We start from the raw sequence: 16,501 nt of genomic DNA on the forward strand, positions 1-16,501 counted from the left end.
TCGTTACGGTCTAGAGGCTGATGACCGGGATGCCGTGTTGCGAATTCGCGTGTTCCGCAACGACGTTCACCCAGTCCGAGGTGGTGTTGACGGCGTACGCGAACGCCTGAGTCAATGCCGCGAGGTAGCGGTGCACCGACTTGCGGGCCGTCGCGTTGTCCGGGAAGGAGATCGTCGCCGTGGTCTTGTCGTTCTGACGGTTGATCCACAAGTTGATTCCGCCGTGCGACAGGTTGTCGGCGTAGGTGCCGAAGTTGGCCTGCTCGAACAGTGTGGCGGCGGGTATCTTGCGAAAGTCCATGAAAGACACCATCATTGCCCGGGCCGTGGGGGGCGCGATGCCTTCCGGTGCGGCGAGCGCCAGCGCCCGCTCCACGGGCACAGCCGCGAGGTGCTTGGCGTCGTCGTAGGACTTCTGGGCCGCCCGGGCCGCCTCGGCAAACGTGGTGGCGCCGATCGGCACGGTGACCGGAACCAGGTTGGCGAACCAGCCGACGGTCATCGAGTCGACGCCCGGCGTCCGCGTGTCGTATGCCGTGAAACCGTGGTAGGTCTCGGTGCCGGTGAACTCGTGCTCGGCCAGGGCCGCGCAGGCCAGCACTCCCCCGCTGAATCGGGCGTCGGCCGCGTGGCAGGCGATCTCGAAGGCGTCAGTTGCGTCGGCGTCCAGCAGGTCGACCGTCAGGAAGGTGCCCTTGTTGCCGGCCTTGTCACCGGCCTCGGTGTCGCCGACCTGGAGCGGAAAGCTCGGCCAGTCGCCGCGCGTGTCGCGCGCGAACTCGATCCAGTCCCGGATCCCCGGGGAGGACGCGGTCAGGGCCGCCACCTGCTCGTGCTGCCGCGCGGCGTAGCTGCGGTAGCTCGCGATCCCCGGAAGGACTGGGCCGTCCGCGGTTTCGGCGCCGCCCTCGGACAGCTGCTCGTACATCAGGTTGATGTCGAAGAAGATCAGGCCGGCGGACATGCCGTCCATGTGCAGGTGGTCGATGCTGGCGTAGAACGTGAAATAGTCGGCGTGCTGGACGATGCCGAACGTGAAGCAATCCCATTCGAGCGTTTCCGGTGTGGTCGTCAGGGCGTGTGCGCGTATTTGTTCGCTGTCCATGTGCCCGAAGTCGGCCGGCACCAGGCCGATGACGTCGGGGTCGTCGATCGTCCGGCGGACGATGACGCCGCCGTCGAATTCGAACCAGTCGTGGTAGGCGTCGTGACGACGGACGTGCGCGTTGATCGTTGCGGTCATCGCCGCGATGTCGCAGACGCCCGGCATGTCCCACGCCACCACCATCAGGCGGGGCAACTGAGCGCCGGCCTTCTTGGCGTCGAATGCCGCGCGGAGGTGACGGCTCCGCTGGTAGGTCGGTGCGAGGTCGCTGCGCCGGGCGTTGCGGGCCGCGGCCCGCGCCGCGGCCGAAGCCGTCCAGGTGATAACCGAGCCTTCGCCCGGCTGCCATCCGTTGATGTTGCCCAGTGTGACCATTTTCCCCGTCCCTTTGTGATGCCGCGCGCGCCTCGCGAATTGCCTTCTCGCCAGCCCGAATTGGGCTTCTGTGGTGCGCCTGCGCGGCTTATTCGGTTGTTTGCTGAAACCGAATTTACGGAGGGACGGAGCCGCTGTCGCCGTTGTGGGCGATAGTCGAAATAAGCGACGATTAAGTGCTTTTGCGCTTTGTGCTCAGGGGGCGCACGGCGCCGCGCTAAGAGGTGGGGCTGCTACAGCCCCGGCTGGTCGTCGATGATGCCCAGCCAGATCTGCGCCACGTCGATGGCCACCTTCTCGCTGATGAAGGCGTGCTGGGTGCCGGTGTAGATGTCGCGGAAGGCGCGCTCCAGCCGGCTGCCCTCCCGGATCGAGCTGGTGCCCGCCACCAGGTGCGCCCACTCGGCGCAGGCCCGGGCCGTGTCCGTCGCATAGACGGCGGCCACCCGCATGTCGGCCCGCAGGGCCGGCGTCAGCTCCTCGCCCGCGGCGACCGCGGCCTCGGCGATGGTGAACGCGTCGAGCACCAGCAGGCGCGCGGCGCGCCAGGCCGCCCGGTGGTGCGCCAGCCCCTTCTGGAACGTCGGGCGGCTGGCCAGCGCCGCCATGTCGCTCATCCGGAACTTCGTGGCGGCCAGCTCCTGGACGTCGTCGAGCATGCTTTTCGAAACCCCCAGCGCCCACGAGGCGTGACCCGCGGCAGTGACCGGCATCAGGCCCATGCGCGTGGCCGGCGACGTGCCCCGGTACGGCTGCCGGACGAACAGCTCGAAGGTGCGGCTGTCGGGCACGAACACGTCCTGCGCGCTGTAGTCATACGAGCCGGTTCCCTTGAGCCCCTGCACGTACCAGCCGTCGTTGAAGCTGATCTGGTCGCGTGGGATGACGGCGACGCGCATCTCCGGGAAGCCTTCGCTGACCCAACGCATCTCGCCGTTGTCCATCGGAAAAAACCCTGCCGCGATGTACTGCGAGTGGCCGATGCCCGAGCCGAAGTTCCACGACCCGCTCACGGTGTAGCCGCCGTCGACCGCGGTGCCCTGCCCGTTGGGGAAGAACTGGCCGCCCAGGGTGACGCGGTTGTCGTTGGCCGTGAACACCTCGGCGAAGCCGTCGTCGGGCAGATACGCCGCGGCGGCGAACGACGAGGGCAGGTTGGCGATACCGATCCACCCGAACGACCCGTCCTGCCAACCCATTTCGATCCAGGTTTCGATCATCGCGGCGAACGATGGTTCGACCCCGCCGGCCTCGACGGGGTTGAACGAGGACATCAGCCCGCTGGCCCACATCTCGTCGACGATCGCCGGGGTGAGTGTGCGCGCGCGTTCGGACTCGGCGGCTTCGGCCCGCACGAGATCGCGCATGCCGCGGGCGAGTGCGACCACCCGATCGTCGGTGTCGGCTATCGACGTCATTGTCGTTTCCCATCATCGGTTGGAGAAAACTGATACCGGTGACCGTAGTTAATACCATTGCTGCGCGTTTCCGGGCGGACAGTCAGGAATTAGTGTGCGCTGACGGCTTTTCGCGGGTATCCACGGCGGCTCGCGTCGGCGTGTCGCCGCCCTGAGTGCACACTGAACGCCCAGGACTCACGCTCAACGCGGTGCCCTACCGTGTCTTTGTGCGGTGGATCGTCGACGGCATGAACGTGATCGGGAGCCGCCCCGACGGTTGGTGGAAGGACCGCGGCGCGGCCATGGTCGCGCTGGTGGAAAGGCTCGACCGATGGGCAGCGGCCCAAGGAGAGGACGTGACCGTGGTGTTCGAGCGACCGCCGGCGACGGCCATCACCTCGTCGGTGGTCGTGGTTGCCCATGCGCCGAAGGCGGCGGCGAACTCGGCCGACGACCAGATCGTCCGGCTGGTGCGCGCGGACACTAGGCCGGAGGAGATACGGGTGGTGACGTCGGACAGGGGCCTCGCCGGCCGCGTCGGCGCCCTCGGTGCCTCGATCTATCCCGCGGCCGGTTTCCGCGACCTGATCGACCCGCGCGGCTGATGGGCACCCCCGCGCCCAATCGGGTCTGCGAACTCGCGAGGATCGACGTCCCGATCATCCAGGCGCCGATGACCTACATCGCCGGGGCGCAGCTGGCCGCGGCGGTCTCCAACGCCGGCGCGCTGGGCATCATCGAGACCACCTCCGACCAGGGCCGCGCCGACGTTCAGCGGGTCCGCGAGCTCACCGACCGGTCGGTGGGCGCCAACATCGCGCTGCTGTTCAACCGCGATCCGGCCGTCGTGGATCTCCTGGCCGCCAACGACATCCGGTTCGTCACCACATCTGCGGGCGACCCGGCGCTCTTCGCGGCTCGGCTGCACGACGCGGGCATCACCGTGTTCCACGTGGTGGGCACGCTGGCCGCCGCCCGGAAGGCCGTCGATGCCGGCGTGGACGGGCTGGTGGTCGAGGGCGTCGAGGGAGGCGGGTTCAAGAACCGGTTCGGCGCCTCGACCATGGTGCTGCTGCCTCTGGTCGCGGCCCACGTCGACGTGCCCATCGTGGCCGCGGGCGGGATCTGCGACGCCCGCTCCATGGCCGCCGCAATGGTTCTCGGCGCCGACGGCGTGCAGATGGGCACCCGGCTGATGGCCTCGGCGGAGTCGCCGGTGCACGTCAACCTCAAGCAGGCGGTCGTGCGCGCCGACGACACCGCGACCGTGCTGCTCCCCCTGGACGGCAAACGGATGATGCGGGTGATCCGCACCGCCGCCGCCGAAAAGATCGACTCCTCAACGTCTTTCGGCGAAGGCGGGGCGGCGCTGCAACGCGTGCAGCGGCTCTACTTCGATGGCGACATGGACGCCAGCGTTGCCAACACCGGCCAGGTGGCCGGGCGCATCGAGGACATCGCGCCGGCCGCCGACATCATCGAGCGGATGTGGACCGGATGCCGGCAGATCCTGGCCGCCACGGCCGATCGACTGGGACCGGTTACGACGGACGGCTTCTGACGTCGAACTCGACCCGCTCGCCGTCGACCTTGGTGATGCGCATGTGCGCGGTGTACTCCTTGCCCTCCGGGCCGGTGAAGTGACAGTCGAACTCCTGGCCGACCTTGGCCTCCACGCCAGACGGGCAGTGCACGTCGGTCGGGTGAAAGCCCGTCTGGCTGGAGACGACGTCGACGACCGACTGCGCCGCGCCGTCGGGTTTGACGGTCGACTTCGCGTGACACGCCGTCAGCGCGATCGTGGGTACGAGCAGGGCCGCCGCCAACCGGGTGTGGTCGCTGAGTCTCGTCATCGCCTTCGCAGGCTAACACGCAACGACGGCGATACGACAGCTCAGGGCGGCGGGTCGTATCGCGTCGCAAACAGTCGGCGTCAGCCGACCGCGGCCAGCGCCGCGTCGTAGTCGGGCTCCTGCGCGATCTCCGGAACCAGCTCGGTGTATGCGACGTTGCCGTCGGCGCCGATCACGACCACCGCGCGCGCGAGCAGGCCGGCCATCGGGCCGTCGACGATGCTGACGCCGTAGTCCTTGCCGAAGTTGTCCCGGAACGCCGAGCCCGTCTTGACGTTCTCGATGCCCTCCGCGCCGCAGAACCGCGCCTGCGCGAACGGCAGATCGTTCGACACGCACAGCACCGAGGCGCCGGTCGAGGCGGCGCGCTCGTTGAAGGTCCTCACGCTCGTCGCGCACACCGGGGTGTCGATGGACGGAAAGATGTTCAGCACCACGGGCTTACCGCTGTACTGGTCGTTGCTGATCGCGCCCAAGTCCGTGCCGGTCAAATTGAAGGCCGGGGCCGAAGATCCGACGGCCGGCAGCTCGCCGACGGTGTTGATCGGGTTTCCACGCAAGGTTATCTGTGCCATGCGCACAGTCTGCCAAGGCCGGTGCGACCGCCTCAGGTCAGGTCCGCATGTCCTAATTCGTGGGGTGCTGGTCGTAGACGCCATGGGTCAGTCTGGCCGAGACTGAAGCCATGGCTCGCAGGGTGGTGATCGTCGGCTTTCCGGGCGTTCAGGCGCTCGACGTCGTGGGGCCCCACGACGTGTTCACCGGGGCGTCGCAGCTGACCGACGGCGGATACGACGTCGCCATGGCGTCGGTGGACGGCCAGCCGGTCACCACCGCCACCGGCCTTTCCTTCCTCACCACACGGCTGCCCGACCCGAGCGAACCGATCGACACGGTGGTCCTGCCCGGCGGTGGCGGTGTCGACGCGGCGCGGTCCGATCCCGACCTGGTGGGCTGGATCAAACGGGTGACCGGAAACGCCCGCCGCGTGGTGACCGTCTGCACCGGCGCGTTCCTCGCCGCCGAAGCGGGCCTGCTGGACGGCCGCCGGGTCACCACGCACTGGGCGTTCGCCGGGCGGTTGGCCCGCGAGTTCCCCGCCGTCGACGTCGATCCCGACCCGATCTTCGTCCGCAGCTCGGACACGGTGTGGACGGCCGCCGGCGTCACCGCCGGCATCGACCTCGCGCTCTCGCTGGTCGAGGACGACCACGGCACTGAGGTCGCCCAGACGGTCGCCCGCTGGCTCGTCCTGTACCTGCGCCGCCCCGGCGGGCAGACACAGTTCGCGGCGCCGGTGTGGATGCCGCGCGCCAGGCGCACCTCGGTCCGCCAGGTGCAGGAGGCCATCGAGGCCGAACCGGGCGGCCAGCACAGCATCGGCGAGTTGGCCCGCCGCGCGGCGATGAGCCCGCGCCATTTCACCAGGGTGTTCACCGACGAGGTCGGTGAGGCGCCCGGGCAGTACGTCGAGCGCATTCGTACCGAGGCGGCGCGCCGCCAGTTGGAGGAGACCGACGACACCGTCGTCGCGATCGCCGCCCGGTGCGGCTTCGGCACCGCGGAAACCATGCGGCGCAACTTCATTCGGCGCGTCGGCATCTCGCCCGACCAGTACCGCAAGGCTTTCGCCTAATTAAGAAAGGAAAAGTGCGATGACGCAGATCGCAATAGTCGCGTACCCCGGATTCACCGCGCTGGACATGATCGGCCCGTACGAGGTGCTGCGCAACCTGCCCGACGCCGAGGTGCGGTTCGTGTGGCACGAATCCGGGCCGATCACCGCCGACTCCGGCGTGCTGGTCATCGGCGCCACCCACTCGCTGGCCGAAACCCCTTCCCCCGACATAATTTTGGTGCCCGGCGGCCCGTCGACCCCGGTGCACGCGCGCGACGAGGCGCTGCTGGAGTGGCTGCGCCGGGCGCACCGGACCGCGAGCTGGACGACGTCGGTGTGTTCGGGATCGGTGATCCTCGCGGCCGCGGGACTGCTCGAGGGACGGCGCGCGACGTCGCACTGGCTGGCCATTCCGCTGCTGAAGGGATTCGGGGCCATCCCCATCGCCGACGAGCGGGTGGTGCACGAGGGTGACGTCGTCACCAGCGCGGGCGTGTCCGCCGGGCTCGACCTCGCGTTCTGGCTGGCCGGCCAGATCGGCGGCGAAGGCCGCGCGAAGGCGATCCAGCTCGCCATCGAATACGACCCGCAACCCCCGTTCGACTCCGGTCACATGTCGAAGGCGTCGGCGACCACCAAAGCCGCCGCCACGGCGCTGCTGTCGAAGGACAGCGCCAAGCCGGCCAACCTGAAGGCCACCACGATGCTGGCGTGGGAGCAGGCGCTGGCCGCGGTGCGCTCACGGCGGCGGAGGCGGCCCACGCCCGCCGCTTCGGTCCCGTCCGGCTAGGCAGGCCTATCAACACTTGACAGCTTTGTTTAGCAACTCCTAAATTTAGGAAATGCTAAACAACGATCTGCGCGCTCCCGTGTCGCTGTACCGCGCTGCGACGGATCGGGCCGTCGCGGTCGTGGAGGCGGTCACGCACGACCAACTGGAGTGGCCGACCCCGTGTTCAGAGTGGTCGGTGCGGCAACTGATCGATCACCTGGTGGGCGGGGCCGATTATCTGCTCGCGGCGGCGACGGGGCCGGAGGGAGCCCTGTCGGACCGCCCTCCCGGCATCACGTACCGAACATGTGTGGACCGGGTGCTGACCGCCCTGGAATCACCGGGAGCGTTGGAGCGCGTGTGCGTCTCACCGCTCGGCTTCGACTGGTCGGTGGCCGACGCGGTTGCCGGAACGTTCATGGATGTCCTGATCCACACCTGGGACCTGGCCCGCGCGACGGGCCAGGACGAGCGGCTCGATGCGGACTTGGTGGCGGCGTGCTCCGCGATGTTCCTGCCCGAAATGCCAAGACTCGGGCGGGAAGCCGGCATCATCGGCCCGGAGGTGCTGCTGGGCGAGGGCGCGTCGGCGCAGGATCGGCTGCTGGCCGCGATGGGCCGCTCAGTATGAGCGAGCCGGCCGTTGAGGCTGCCATCAGGGCGCTGGCCCATCCGGGCCGGCGGACGATGCTGCGGTTGGTGTGGGATCAAGAGCGACCTGCTTCCGCGCTCGCCGAGGCCGCGGGTCTCTCGAAATCGGCTGCGAGCCAACACCTTAAGGTCTTACGAGACGCGGGGTTGATCGACGTGCGTGTCGATGCGACCCGACGGCTGTATCGTGCCGACGTCGCCCGGGTAGCCGAGGTGGCAGCGCTGCTGGACGAGTTCTGGGCCGCACCGCTGGAACGGCTGCGTGCCGCCGCGGAAAGCGAATCGCCATGAAGTTGGTGGTCCAGCAGCTGGTGGTGCGGGCCAGCGCCCAGCGTGTCTTCGAATTGTTCACCGACCCGGTGCAATTCGGCCGATGGATGGCCGAGGATGCGCTGCTGGACGCCACGCCTGGAGGCGTCGTCCGCTGGACGCATCCCCACGGCGACACGGTGAGTGGCCGCTATCTGGAACTCGACCCGCCGCGCCGCATCGTCTTCACTTACGGGTGGGAGCGGGCCGACGTCGGGATTCCGCCCGGTTCGACCACCGTCGAGATTGACATCGTCGGGCAGCTCGATGGCACCACGCTTGTCAAGCTGGTGCACCGTGGTCTCGAGGGTCGCGCCGCAGACGCCCATGACGGCGGTTGGGCTCACTACCTCGACCGGCTTCGCCGCCGCGCCGAGGGTCAAGACGTCGGCGCCGATCCATGGGCCGACCGCCGGGTGCCAAGTCGCGAGGCGCCAGACCGATGAGGGACGCGTCGGCCGAGGCCAACTTCTGGGCGGTCGCCGAACCGCTGTTGACCGCCGCGACCGTCACGCGGTCGACCATGATGGGCCTACCCTGCCTGCGATCCAGCGGTCGATTCTTCGCTTCTTTCGACCGCCGCACCGCCGCCCTCCTCGTGAAGCTGCCCGCAGCGAGGGTGAACGAACTCATCCAATCCGGTGACGCTGAGCCGTTTGCGCCGTCGGGACGGCGCTTTCGCGAATGGGCCGCCATCGGCTCCGGCCGATCAGAAATCTGGCCGCCGCTTCTCGATGAAGCTCTAAAATTCGTTGCGGCCCAGCCACCTTCAGGTGGGTAGCGCCCGCGGGACGAACCGGACGAACGGCAGGTTCTCGCCGACGGCGCGGAAGTCGGCGTCCGATCCGTCGACGGAGAATCCCAGCACGCGCGGCAGCACGAACTTGGCCGCCGCGCGGTGCCGCGACGCGTACCGGAGGAAGACTTGTGCCCCTTCGTCCTTGTCGAGCGGAGTGGCGGTGACGGGTATCGTTCGCGTCCCCACCTGGATGCTGACGTCGGGGTTGCGCAGGATGTTGCGGTACCACGCGGCGCCGGGTCCCCACCCCGAGGCGACGACATAGGTGTCGCCGTCGCGCTCGGCGACCTCGAGGACGGTCTGGCGGGGCTTGCCGGAGACGCGGCCGGTGTGGTTGAGCAGCAGCAGGCGGCTGCCGAACAGCCACCCGAGCCTGAGCCGATAAAGGTGGATCGGAACCCGGAAAAGGAACCGGGTCAGTCCCGTTGGTGGCTGAATGTTCTTGACGATCCTCATGATTGGCCACCTTCGCCGTGCGCACTAGAGTAGACAACTGCAATTATTGCACACTGCAATTGTGGTGACCAGGCGCCGTCAGCGCTAACCGTTGGGCTGCAGGAACTCCGTGGAGGCCAGCTGGCCGCCGGCCTGCAGCCACGCCCCCACCACGCCGGGGGCGTCGCGGTTCGGGTTGTAGATGTCCTCCTCGCTGGAGAACAGGCCGTCGCCGGCGTAGACGAGCCGCGTCCAGTTGGGGAACCAGAAGGGTTCGCCGTTGGGGTCGGTCGGATGGTCGAGCAGGTTCTTGATCATGATCACCACGGCATCGTTGTCGTCGTCGTAGGCGGTCCAGTCGCTGGGAAAACGCATGTGCGGGAAGGGGGCCATCACCGCGACGATCCAGTCGCGCACCGCCTCCCGGCCGTGAAAGACGCCGTAGTGATGCTCGGTGTAGACGACGTCCTCGGTGAAGAGGTCGGCGAAGGGTCGCCAGTCGCCCGAGGCGCTGCACCCCTCGGCGACTTTGGTGTAGTTTTCGACGGCTTGCTCGATTTCTGCCCTGGTGAATTTGCCCATGTCGGACACACTAGAACGTGTTTTTGTTGAAGGCGACGCTTTGAATGGGGATCTGCGATGAGTGTGCTGGACCTGTTTGACTTGCGCGGCAAGAGGGCTCTGGTGACCGGGGGGTCCAGCGGCATCGGCAAGGAGGTGGCGCTGGCCTACGTTCAAGCCGGCGCCGAAGTGGCAATCGCGGCAAGGCATTCCGAGGTCTTGGACGGCGTCGCGCAGGAGCTCACCGCGGGCGGTGGCCGGGTGGTGCCCATCAAATGCGACGTGACGCAACCCGAGCAGGTCGACGCCATGCTGGACCGGGCGACCGCGGAGTTGGGCGGCCTCGACATTGCGGTCTGCAACGCCGGAATCGTCACGGACACCCCGATGCTCACGATGCCGCCGGAAGAATTTCAGCGCATCCAGGACACCAACGTCACCGGCGTCTTCCTCACCGCCCAGGCGGCCGCCCGGGCGATGGTGCGGCAGGGGCAGGGCGGGGTCATCATCACCACCGCGTCGATGTCGGGCCACATCATCAACATCCCGCAGCGGGTCGGCCACTACTGCGCCTCCAAGGCGGCGGTCATTCACCTGACCAAGGCCATGGCCGTCGAGTTCGCGCCGCACAACATTCGGGTCAACAGTGTCAGCCCGGGCTACATCCTCACCGAGCTCGTCGAGCCGCTCGCGCAGTACCACGCGGAGTGGGAACCGAAGATACCGATGGGCCGGTTGGGCCGGCCGGAAGAACTCGCCGGCCTCTACCTGTACCTGGCCAGCGATGCGTCCAGCTACATGACCGGTTCGGACGTCGTGATCGACGGCGGCTACTGCTGCCCCTGACAGCCGGCTCAGCCGACGACGAACGGGCGGCCGAACCGGGTCACCACACAGGGCGAAAAGAGCGGGCGCAGGCGCTCGCCGGCCGGGCGCACCCCGCTCGCGCCGAGCAGGTCGTCGCTCAGCTCGACGATCTCAGCGCGGCGAAACGGCCACGGCTCGTGTTCGTTCGGCACCCACCAGGTCCGCCCGGCCTTGCGGGTGTGCGCCCCCCAGCGGGCGGTAAGCCAGATCTCCACCGGCGTCGGCTCGACCGCGTCCCCGACGGCGACGGTCAGCCGGCTGCGCAGGCCTCGCTGAGGCCAGCGGCGCACGCTGTCGTACGCGATGTGCTCACCTCGCAGCGTCACCCGCATTCGTGACCAGACGTAGGGCACGCCGAGGGTCATCCGGATCACGGGCACGACGGCCAGCCGGGACGTTTCCAGCGACCGGAACAGCACGCCGTGCCGGCCGGCGTCGTCGATCGAATACAACCGAACGTTGGTTTCCGCGAAGCCGCCGAAATACGGCACGGGAAACGTGGTGCCGACTTTGGTGGCGGTCAACACGAATGGGATCAGCCCCACGTAGGTCATCCCGTCGGCGAACACGTCCGGCCGGGTGCCGGGCGGGTAGAAACGTTCGACGCTCTCGGGCCGCACCGGCCAATGGACGAAGGTCAGGTCGTCCCAGCGCTGCTCGAACGTGACTGGGCCGGCGAGCGGGGGCGGGCTGACGGGGAACCCCACCAGGCCTGATTGCGCGTCCGGCAGGTCGGGTACGGCGGCCATTCGCACATCGTTGCATGGGTAGGTGGCATGGGTGGCGTTTGCGGCCTATCCCTCCAGCTGACCGGAGATCCCGCGCTCGATGCTGGCCTGGGTCGTGGACGGCAACACGAGCAGGCCGTCGAGTTCTTTGCGGGCCAGGTCGAAGGCCCGCTGGCGTTCCTGCGGCGCCGCGGCGGGATCCGACGCCACCCGCAACAGGCTCTGGGCACGCGCGATCCGCTGTTGGGCCTCCCGCGAGAAGTCGCTGCGGCGTTTGCGCATCGCCTCGGCCTCGGCGACGTTGAACGCGGTCACGTAGTCCTCGACCGCGGTTTGATACAACGTCGCCGCCTCCCGGTCGTCGAGCAGGTCCTCGGCCTTGACCGGGCGCAGGAAGTCCGCCCGCAGCTTGGCTTTGTGAAAGCCGACCGTGAGCGGGTCCCGCATGTCGGTCATCAGCGGGAAGTCGAGAAGCTTGGCCACGTCGAGTTCGTACTCGAGCCAGCGGGCGTCGGTGCGGCCGTGCTCCTCGATGACGCGGCGCAGCGAACGCCATTGGGCCGCTTGGTTGTTCACGCTGCGGTCGGGCGGCGGGCCCGCGGCTTCGGCCGGTCGATCGACTTCGTGGCGCTGTTCGGTGCGGCGCTTATTGGCGCCGAACGCCCGCACCGCCGCGATGACCATGCCCGTCAGCGGCAGGATCACGATCAGCAGCTCCGCCAGGCGGATCAGCAAACCCACACCGCCAGGATGCCATCTAACGGACGCCCAATGTGCCGCTGAGGTATTCGGCGCGGCAGGCCCGTCGGGCCAGTTTTCCGCTGGTGGTGCGCGGGATGGCGCCGGCCGGCAGGAAGCGCACGTTCCAGACCGCCACACCGTGCCGCCGCGACACCGCGCTCTCGATCGCCTCGATCGCTGGCCGCGGATCGTCGCGGCTGGTGCCGGCGGCGCGTTCGGCGATCACCACGAGGCGTTCTTCGCCGTTCGCGGGGACGGCGAACGCGGCGACGTATCCGCGGCGCACCATCGGCGAGGCTTCCGCGACGGTGGCCTCGATGTCTTGCGGGTAGTGGTTGCGCCCCGCGATGGTGATCAGGTCCGCGATACGCCCCGTCACGTAGATCTCGCCGTCGAGGTAGACGGCGAGATCCCCGGTCCGCAACCAGGTTCGCTCGGCCGCCGAGCCCTCGGCGTGGCTGCCCTCGGCCAGGCGCGACTGCAGCTTGGCGCCGAAGGCGAGCTGGGTTTGCTCGGGCAGCCCCCAGTAGCCGCGACCGACGTTGTCGCCCTGCAGCCAGACCTCGCCGACCGAACCGTCGGGCAGCTCGGATCCGCTGTCGGGGTCGACGATCACCGCCCACAGGCTGCGGGCGATCCGGCCGCAGGACACCTGCGCCACGGCGGTGGGGGCGTCCGCGTCGACGCGTACCGCGTGACCGGCGCTCAATTGTTCGCGGTCGAGATACGCGACGGATGCCTCGGCGTCGGCATCGATGGTCGCGATGAGCAGGGTCGCCTCCGCGATGCCATAGGAGGGCTTGAAGGCGGTGCGCGGCAACCCATACGGGGCGAAGGCGTTGTTGAACGTGCGGATCGCGTCGATGCTGACCGGTTCGGAACCGATGATCATCACCACGTTGCGCAGGTCGACGTCGTCACCGGGCGCGGGCAGGCCGCGCTGCGCCGTCCACTCGTAGGCGAAGTTGGGTGCGGCGGTCACCACCCGGCCCTGCTTCGACCCGGCGGACAGGGCGTGGATCCAGCGCAGCGGCCTGCGGACAAATGCGGTGGGCGCCATCAGGGTCGAGTGCCCGCCGTACACCGCGGGAAAGCCGATCATCGACAGGCCCATGTCGTGGTAGAGCGGTAACCAGCTGACGCCGTGGGTGTTCCGGTCCAGCAGGTCGATCGAGAGGATCATCTGCACGAGGTTGGTGCCGACCGCGCGGTGGGTGATCTCCACGCCGACCGGTGGCCGGGTCGACCCCGAGGTGTACTGCAGGTGCGAGACGCGGTCGATGTCCAGCTCGACGGGGACGAACCGCTCCCCCGCCGAGTCCGGCACGGCATCGATGACGATCAGGTGCGGCTTGCGCAGGTCCGGCAGGCTCTCCAGGAAGCCCTCGACCGCCGCTTTGGCCGCCGCCGTCGTGAGGACCGCGGCGGGTTCGGAGTCGCGAAGCGCGGTCTGCAGCCGCTCGGCGTGGCCCGGCAGCTCGGGCGCGAACAGCGGGACCGCGATGGCGCCCGCCTTGATCGCGGCGTAGAACCCGGCGACGTAGTCGATGCCCTGCGGGGCCAGGACCGCTACCCGATCGCCCTCGGCGGCGAACTTCTGCACCTCCGCGGCGATCGCCTGCAACCGGACACCCAGTTGGCTCCACGTCACTTCGAAGGTTTGGCCTTCGGAGCGCGCGTAGTCCAGGTAGCGATACGCGACGGCGTCACCGACGTTGGCGATGTTGCGATCGATGAGGGAGATCAGCGTGGTGCCCGGCGGCAGCGCGACGCCGCCGTCGGCGTCCAGGCAGTCCTCGATCAACAGCAGGCCTTTTGGAGCCGCGGCGTCGTGGCGGGTACCGCAATCCATAAGCGCAGTCTAGGGGCCCGACGGCGCAGCCCCGGGGTGCCGGGTCGGGCCCGGGCGGGCACCCGCGCGGCGGCGCGGCGAACCTGTTCGGCGCCTACCGGCGGCTCGCTCGACGGCCGAACAGGGCGAGTAGCTGCTCGCTTGGCGTGGCGGTGGCGGGCGACGCCAGCGGCGCGGCGAACACCCCTCCGGCCCGCCCGGCCTGGGCTAGGGGTGGCGAAACGCACAACAGCGCCGAGGCGACATCCGACGGAATGGGGCGATCGGTTCGGCAGGCCTGCGCGATATCCCACGCGTGCAGCACCATCTCGATCGCCCCAACGTAGACAACGGTTTTGGAGGGAAGCGCGCGGCCGTAGATTTCACACCACAGGCCGGCCGCGGGTGCCGTGTTCGACACGAGCAGCAAGTCGATGATCGCGACCCGCAACGCGGCGACGGGATCGGACGGATCGCCCTCGGCCGGCACCCGTTCGGACCCGCGGTCCGGGTCACCCGCCAACAGCACGTCGGCGACATCCGCCAGGGAGCTGCGCACGTGCCACAGCAGCCGGCGCAGGTCCCAGTCCGGGCAGGGCGTCGGCGCCGACAGGTCGGCCTCGCGAACCAAGAGAAGGTTGCCGAACAGGTATCGGGTCGCCTCGGCCAGAACGGGGAGTTCATCGGTGTCGGACACGGTCCGGGCCCTCACCCCGCGAACGTCTCGGGCAACCCGAACTTGGCGACCAGCGTGGCGTCGTTGAAGGCAACGATCCGTGAGATGCGACCGCCGGCCAGCGACAGCACGTCCAGGCCGTGAGCCTGGAAAGAACCGTCCGCCGCCCGCCGGTACATGGCGAACGCCGGGGCGCCGTTGGCGCGGGTGTAGGCGAGCCGCCATTGATCCGGCGTATGCAGCACCACCCGCGCGATGAATCCGCGCACCGCCTCCCGGCCCGTGAACCACGTTGGGATGGGCGGCATTTCGAGCTCCACGTCGGCCCGCAGAAGCTCCGCCAGCAGGTCGACGTCGGCGTGTTCGAAGGCGGCCATGTAGCGGTCGAGCACGCCGCGCAGCTCCGGTTCGGCGGGTTCGCCAAGCTCGTCGAGCAGCGGGCCGGCCTCGGCCAGTCGCGCCCGGGCGCGCTGCAACGCGCTGTTCACCGCCGGCGTGGACGTCTCCAATATCTCGGCGACTTCGCCGGCCTGCCAACCCAACACGTCGCGCAGCACCAGGACCGCGCGCTGCAACGACGACAAATGTTGCAGCGCAGCGACGAACGCCAAACGGACGCTGCTGCGCAACGACACCACCACCGCGGGATCGTCGGTGGCGCCGTACAGCAGGCTGTCGGGCGCGGGTTGCAACCACGGGATCTCGGATTGCGCCGGGGCCAGCGCGGCCGTCGCGCTGTCGGCCGGGGCGCTCAGCCCGGAGGGCAGCGGACGCCGCTTGTGCGCCGGCAACGCGTTCAGGTACGTGTTCGTCGCAATCTTGTAGAGCCACAACCGCACCGAGGAGCGGCCCTCGAACTTCTCGTAGGCCTGCCACGCGCGCAGGTAGGTGTCCTGCACCAGATCCTCGCATTCGTCGACCGATCCGAGCATGCGATAGCAGTACGCCCGCAACTCGGGTCGGTACTGTTCGGCGACTTGCGCGAAATCGTCGGCGCTGGCGTCCGGCATGGCCCGAAGCCTTTCACGACCCGCTGCGCGACGGCCGGGGATCGCTGGGATTCTGCTCGCCCGGCTCGGGGTCCTCCCACCATTGCGCGGGCTGATCGCCGTACGCGTCGTGCCAGTTCCACCACGCATACGCGGGGCCCTGCGGGTACCCTTCCGGCGAGTCCTCCCAATCCTCTTGCCGCCCAAGGGCGGTCATGTCGAGGTAGCTCCAGGTGGTGCCCAGCGCCTCGTCGCCGCGGTTGTTGATGAAGTACGTGCGGAACACCCGTTCGCCGTCGCGGATGAACGCGTTGGTGCCGTGCCACTCGTCGACCCCGAAGTCGCGGTCGAACTCGTCGGTGATGGTGTACCACGGCATCTGCCACCCCATCCGGGCCTTCACCCGCTCGATGTCGGCCTGGCCTGCGCGGGAGGCGAACACCAGGGTGGTGCTGCGGGCGTTGAGATGCGCCAGGTTGCCGATGTGATCGGCGATCATGGAGCAGCCGCGGCAGGCGTGGTCGGGCCAGCCGTCCACCCCCGGCTCCAAGAACGCCCGGTAGACGATCAGCTGACGCCGGCCAGCGAACATGTCCAGCAGGCTCACCCTGCCGTCGGGCCCGTCGAACTGGTAGCGCTTGTCCACTTCCAGCCACGGCATCCGGCGGCGCTGGGCGGCCAGCGCGTCGCGCGCCCGGACGAGCTCCTTCTCCTTGACGAGCAGCCGCTGGCGCGCGGCGTCCCATTCCTGCGCCGACACGATCGGGGGCGTTTGCATGTCCATGTCCAGC

Annotated in this window: 21 protein-coding genes; 9 read left to right on the top strand and 12 right to left on the bottom strand. The window is 68.8% G+C overall.

Going from position 1 to position 16,501, the window contains the following annotated elements:
* Positions 1-10: 10 nt before the first annotated feature.
* Entirely contained in the window at positions 11-1,480 is a 1,470-nt protein-coding gene (locus tag A9X00_RS01025; RefSeq protein WP_067147891.1) for a condensation domain-containing protein, read from the bottom strand.
* A 233-nt stretch (positions 1,481-1,713) separates the two neighbouring features.
* Complete coding sequence (locus A9X00_RS01030) at positions 1,714-2,898, bottom strand: acyl-CoA dehydrogenase family protein (protein WP_067147894.1); 1,185 nt, start codon at positions 2,896-2,898, stop codon at positions 1,714-1,716.
* Between the two features lie 209 nt (positions 2,899-3,107).
* Here A9X00_RS01030 and A9X00_RS01035 point away from each other — a divergent pair, with 209 nt between their 5' ends.
* Both A9X00_RS01035 and A9X00_RS01040 read left to right on the top strand, forming a co-directional pair.
* Positions 3,108-3,485 (top strand): NYN domain-containing protein, encoded by a 378-nt coding sequence (locus tag A9X00_RS01035; protein ID WP_067148123.1) that lies wholly within the window; start codon positions 3,108-3,110, stop codon positions 3,483-3,485.
* Positions 3,485-4,441, top strand: a complete 957-nt coding sequence (locus tag A9X00_RS01040; RefSeq protein ID WP_067147897.1) for a nitronate monooxygenase family protein — start codon at positions 3,485-3,487, stop codon at positions 4,439-4,441. The genes A9X00_RS01035 and A9X00_RS01040 overlap by 1 nt, the downstream gene beginning before the upstream one ends.
* Here A9X00_RS01040 and A9X00_RS01045 read toward each other — a convergent pair.
* Positions 4,422-4,733 (bottom strand): DUF4333 domain-containing protein, encoded by a 312-nt coding sequence (locus A9X00_RS01045; protein WP_067147900.1) that lies wholly within the window; start codon positions 4,731-4,733, stop codon positions 4,422-4,424. The two genes, A9X00_RS01040 and A9X00_RS01045, sit on opposite strands and share 20 nt — an antisense overlap.
* Before the next feature lie 80 nt (positions 4,734-4,813).
* Positions 4,814-5,308, bottom strand: a complete 495-nt coding sequence (gene tpx, locus A9X00_RS01050) for a thiol peroxidase (RefSeq protein ID WP_067147904.1) — start codon at positions 5,306-5,308, stop codon at positions 4,814-4,816.
* Between the two features lie 110 nt (positions 5,309-5,418).
* On the opposite strand from tpx, the gene A9X00_RS01055 reads away from it, so the two are divergent.
* From A9X00_RS01055 to A9X00_RS01080, 6 genes are read left to right on the top strand one after another with little or no spacing between them, the layout of a single operon-like run.
* Positions 5,419-6,369, top strand: coding sequence for a GlxA family transcriptional regulator (locus A9X00_RS01055; RefSeq protein WP_067147907.1), 951 nt, complete (start codon positions 5,419-5,421; stop codon positions 6,367-6,369).
* 19 nt (positions 6,370-6,388) lie between these two features.
* Positions 6,389-7,141 carry a DJ-1/PfpI family protein gene (locus tag A9X00_RS01060; RefSeq protein WP_067147910.1) on the top strand — a complete coding sequence of 251 codons (753 nt, stop codon included), beginning with the start codon at positions 6,389-6,391 and terminating at the stop codon, positions 7,139-7,141.
* 52 nt (positions 7,142-7,193) lie between these two features.
* On the top strand, positions 7,194-7,754 hold the full coding sequence (locus A9X00_RS01065; RefSeq protein ID WP_067147914.1) for a TIGR03086 family metal-binding protein: 561 nt from the start codon (positions 7,194-7,196) through the stop codon (positions 7,752-7,754).
* Positions 7,751-8,065 (top strand): helix-turn-helix transcriptional regulator, encoded by a 315-nt coding sequence (locus tag A9X00_RS01070; protein WP_067147917.1) that lies wholly within the window; start codon positions 7,751-7,753, stop codon positions 8,063-8,065. Before A9X00_RS01065 ends, A9X00_RS01070 begins: the two co-directional genes overlap by 4 nt.
* Positions 8,062-8,529: an SRPBCC domain-containing protein gene (locus A9X00_RS01075; RefSeq protein ID WP_067147920.1), complete on the top strand. Its 468-nt coding sequence runs from the start codon at positions 8,062-8,064 to the stop codon at positions 8,527-8,529. Before A9X00_RS01070 ends, A9X00_RS01075 begins: the two co-directional genes overlap by 4 nt.
* Positions 8,526-8,864 carry a hypothetical protein gene (locus A9X00_RS01080; protein ID WP_067147923.1) on the top strand — a complete coding sequence of 113 codons (339 nt, stop codon included), beginning with the start codon at positions 8,526-8,528 and terminating at the stop codon, positions 8,862-8,864. The genes A9X00_RS01075 and A9X00_RS01080 overlap by 4 nt, the downstream gene beginning before the upstream one ends.
* Here the strand turns inward: A9X00_RS01080 and A9X00_RS01085 are convergent.
* Both A9X00_RS01085 and A9X00_RS01090 read right to left on the bottom strand, forming a co-directional pair.
* Positions 8,853-9,338, bottom strand: coding sequence for a nitroreductase family deazaflavin-dependent oxidoreductase (locus tag A9X00_RS01085; protein ID WP_067147926.1), 486 nt, complete (start codon positions 9,336-9,338; stop codon positions 8,853-8,855). The genes A9X00_RS01080 and A9X00_RS01085 overlap by 12 nt on opposite strands.
* A gap of 84 nt (positions 9,339-9,422) precedes the next feature.
* Positions 9,423-9,899, bottom strand: coding sequence for a nuclear transport factor 2 family protein (locus A9X00_RS01090; RefSeq protein ID WP_067148126.1), 477 nt, complete (start codon positions 9,897-9,899; stop codon positions 9,423-9,425).
* A gap of 57 nt (positions 9,900-9,956) precedes the next feature.
* Here A9X00_RS01090 and A9X00_RS01095 point away from each other — a divergent pair, with 57 nt between their 5' ends.
* Entirely contained in the window at positions 9,957-10,724 is a 768-nt protein-coding gene (locus A9X00_RS01095) for an SDR family oxidoreductase (protein WP_067147929.1), read from the top strand.
* An 8-nt stretch (positions 10,725-10,732) separates the two neighbouring features.
* Here A9X00_RS01095 and A9X00_RS01100 read toward each other — a convergent pair whose 3' ends face one another.
* The 6 genes from A9X00_RS01100 to A9X00_RS01125 form a co-directional block, all read right to left on the bottom strand.
* Positions 10,733-11,494 (bottom strand): YqjF family protein, encoded by a 762-nt coding sequence (locus A9X00_RS01100; protein WP_067147932.1) that lies wholly within the window; start codon positions 11,492-11,494, stop codon positions 10,733-10,735.
* Between the two features lie 45 nt (positions 11,495-11,539).
* On the bottom strand, positions 11,540-12,214 hold the full coding sequence (locus tag A9X00_RS01105) for a hypothetical protein (protein ID WP_067147935.1): 675 nt from the start codon (positions 12,212-12,214) through the stop codon (positions 11,540-11,542).
* 16 nt (positions 12,215-12,230) lie between these two features.
* Positions 12,231-14,066 (bottom strand): fatty acyl-AMP ligase, encoded by a 1,836-nt coding sequence (locus A9X00_RS01110; protein ID WP_067147938.1) that lies wholly within the window; start codon positions 14,064-14,066, stop codon positions 12,231-12,233.
* Between the two features lie 94 nt (positions 14,067-14,160).
* On the bottom strand, positions 14,161-14,742 hold the full coding sequence (locus tag A9X00_RS01115) for a TIGR03086 family metal-binding protein (RefSeq protein ID WP_067147940.1): 582 nt from the start codon (positions 14,740-14,742) through the stop codon (positions 14,161-14,163).
* A gap of 11 nt (positions 14,743-14,753) precedes the next feature.
* Positions 14,754-15,731 (bottom strand): sigma-70 family RNA polymerase sigma factor, encoded by a 978-nt coding sequence (locus tag A9X00_RS01120; RefSeq protein WP_067147943.1) that lies wholly within the window; start codon positions 15,729-15,731, stop codon positions 14,754-14,756.
* A 13-nt stretch (positions 15,732-15,744) separates the two neighbouring features.
* Positions 15,745-16,488, bottom strand: coding sequence for a DUF899 domain-containing protein (locus A9X00_RS01125; RefSeq protein ID WP_067148129.1), 744 nt, complete (start codon positions 16,486-16,488; stop codon positions 15,745-15,747).
* Positions 16,489-16,501 lie beyond the last annotated feature (13 nt).

This window comes from Mycobacterium sp. 1245805.9 (genome assembly GCF_001672915.1).
GTDB lineage: Bacteria > Actinomycetota > Actinomycetes > Mycobacteriales > Mycobacteriaceae > Mycobacterium.

Bases quoted from the DNA above. Each gene is read 5' to 3' on its own strand.
- A9X00_RS01025 (WP_067147891.1), bottom strand. From the start codon at position 1,480: ATGGTCACACTGGGCAACATCAACGGATGGCAGCCGGGCGAAGGCTCG.
- A9X00_RS01030 (WP_067147894.1), bottom strand. From the start codon at position 2,898: ATGACGTCGATAGCCGACACCGACGATCGGGTGGTCGCACTCGCCCGC.
- A9X00_RS01040 (WP_067147897.1), top strand. From the start codon at position 3,485: ATGGGCACCCCCGCGCCCAATCGGGTCTGCGAACTCGCGAGGATCGAC.
- A9X00_RS01045 (WP_067147900.1), bottom strand. From the start codon at position 4,733: ATGACGAGACTCAGCGACCACACCCGGTTGGCGGCGGCCCTGCTCGTA.
- tpx (WP_067147904.1), bottom strand. From the start codon at position 5,308: ATGGCACAGATAACCTTGCGTGGAAACCCGATCAACACCGTCGGCGAG.
- A9X00_RS01055 (WP_067147907.1), top strand. From the start codon at position 5,419: ATGGCTCGCAGGGTGGTGATCGTCGGCTTTCCGGGCGTTCAGGCGCTC.
- A9X00_RS01060 (WP_067147910.1), top strand. From the start codon at position 6,389: ATGACGCAGATCGCAATAGTCGCGTACCCCGGATTCACCGCGCTGGAC.
- A9X00_RS01065 (WP_067147914.1), top strand. From the start codon at position 7,194: ATGCTAAACAACGATCTGCGCGCTCCCGTGTCGCTGTACCGCGCTGCG.
- A9X00_RS01070 (WP_067147917.1), top strand. From the start codon at position 7,751: ATGAGCGAGCCGGCCGTTGAGGCTGCCATCAGGGCGCTGGCCCATCCG.
- A9X00_RS01075 (WP_067147920.1), top strand. From the start codon at position 8,062: ATGAAGTTGGTGGTCCAGCAGCTGGTGGTGCGGGCCAGCGCCCAGCGT.
- A9X00_RS01080 (WP_067147923.1), top strand. From the start codon at position 8,526: ATGAGGGACGCGTCGGCCGAGGCCAACTTCTGGGCGGTCGCCGAACCG.
- A9X00_RS01085 (WP_067147926.1), bottom strand. From the start codon at position 9,338: ATGAGGATCGTCAAGAACATTCAGCCACCAACGGGACTGACCCGGTTC.
- A9X00_RS01090 (WP_067148126.1), bottom strand. From the start codon at position 9,899: ATGGGCAAATTCACCAGGGCAGAAATCGAGCAAGCCGTCGAAAACTAC.
- A9X00_RS01095 (WP_067147929.1), top strand. From the start codon at position 9,957: ATGAGTGTGCTGGACCTGTTTGACTTGCGCGGCAAGAGGGCTCTGGTG.
- A9X00_RS01100 (WP_067147932.1), bottom strand. From the start codon at position 11,494: ATGGCCGCCGTACCCGACCTGCCGGACGCGCAATCAGGCCTGGTGGGG.
- A9X00_RS01110 (WP_067147938.1), bottom strand. From the start codon at position 14,066: ATGGATTGCGGTACCCGCCACGACGCCGCGGCTCCAAAAGGCCTGCTG.
- A9X00_RS01120 (WP_067147943.1), bottom strand. From the start codon at position 15,731: ATGCCGGACGCCAGCGCCGACGATTTCGCGCAAGTCGCCGAACAGTAC.
- A9X00_RS01125 (WP_067148129.1), bottom strand. From the start codon at position 16,488: ATGCAAACGCCCCCGATCGTGTCGGCGCAGGAATGGGACGCCGCGCGC.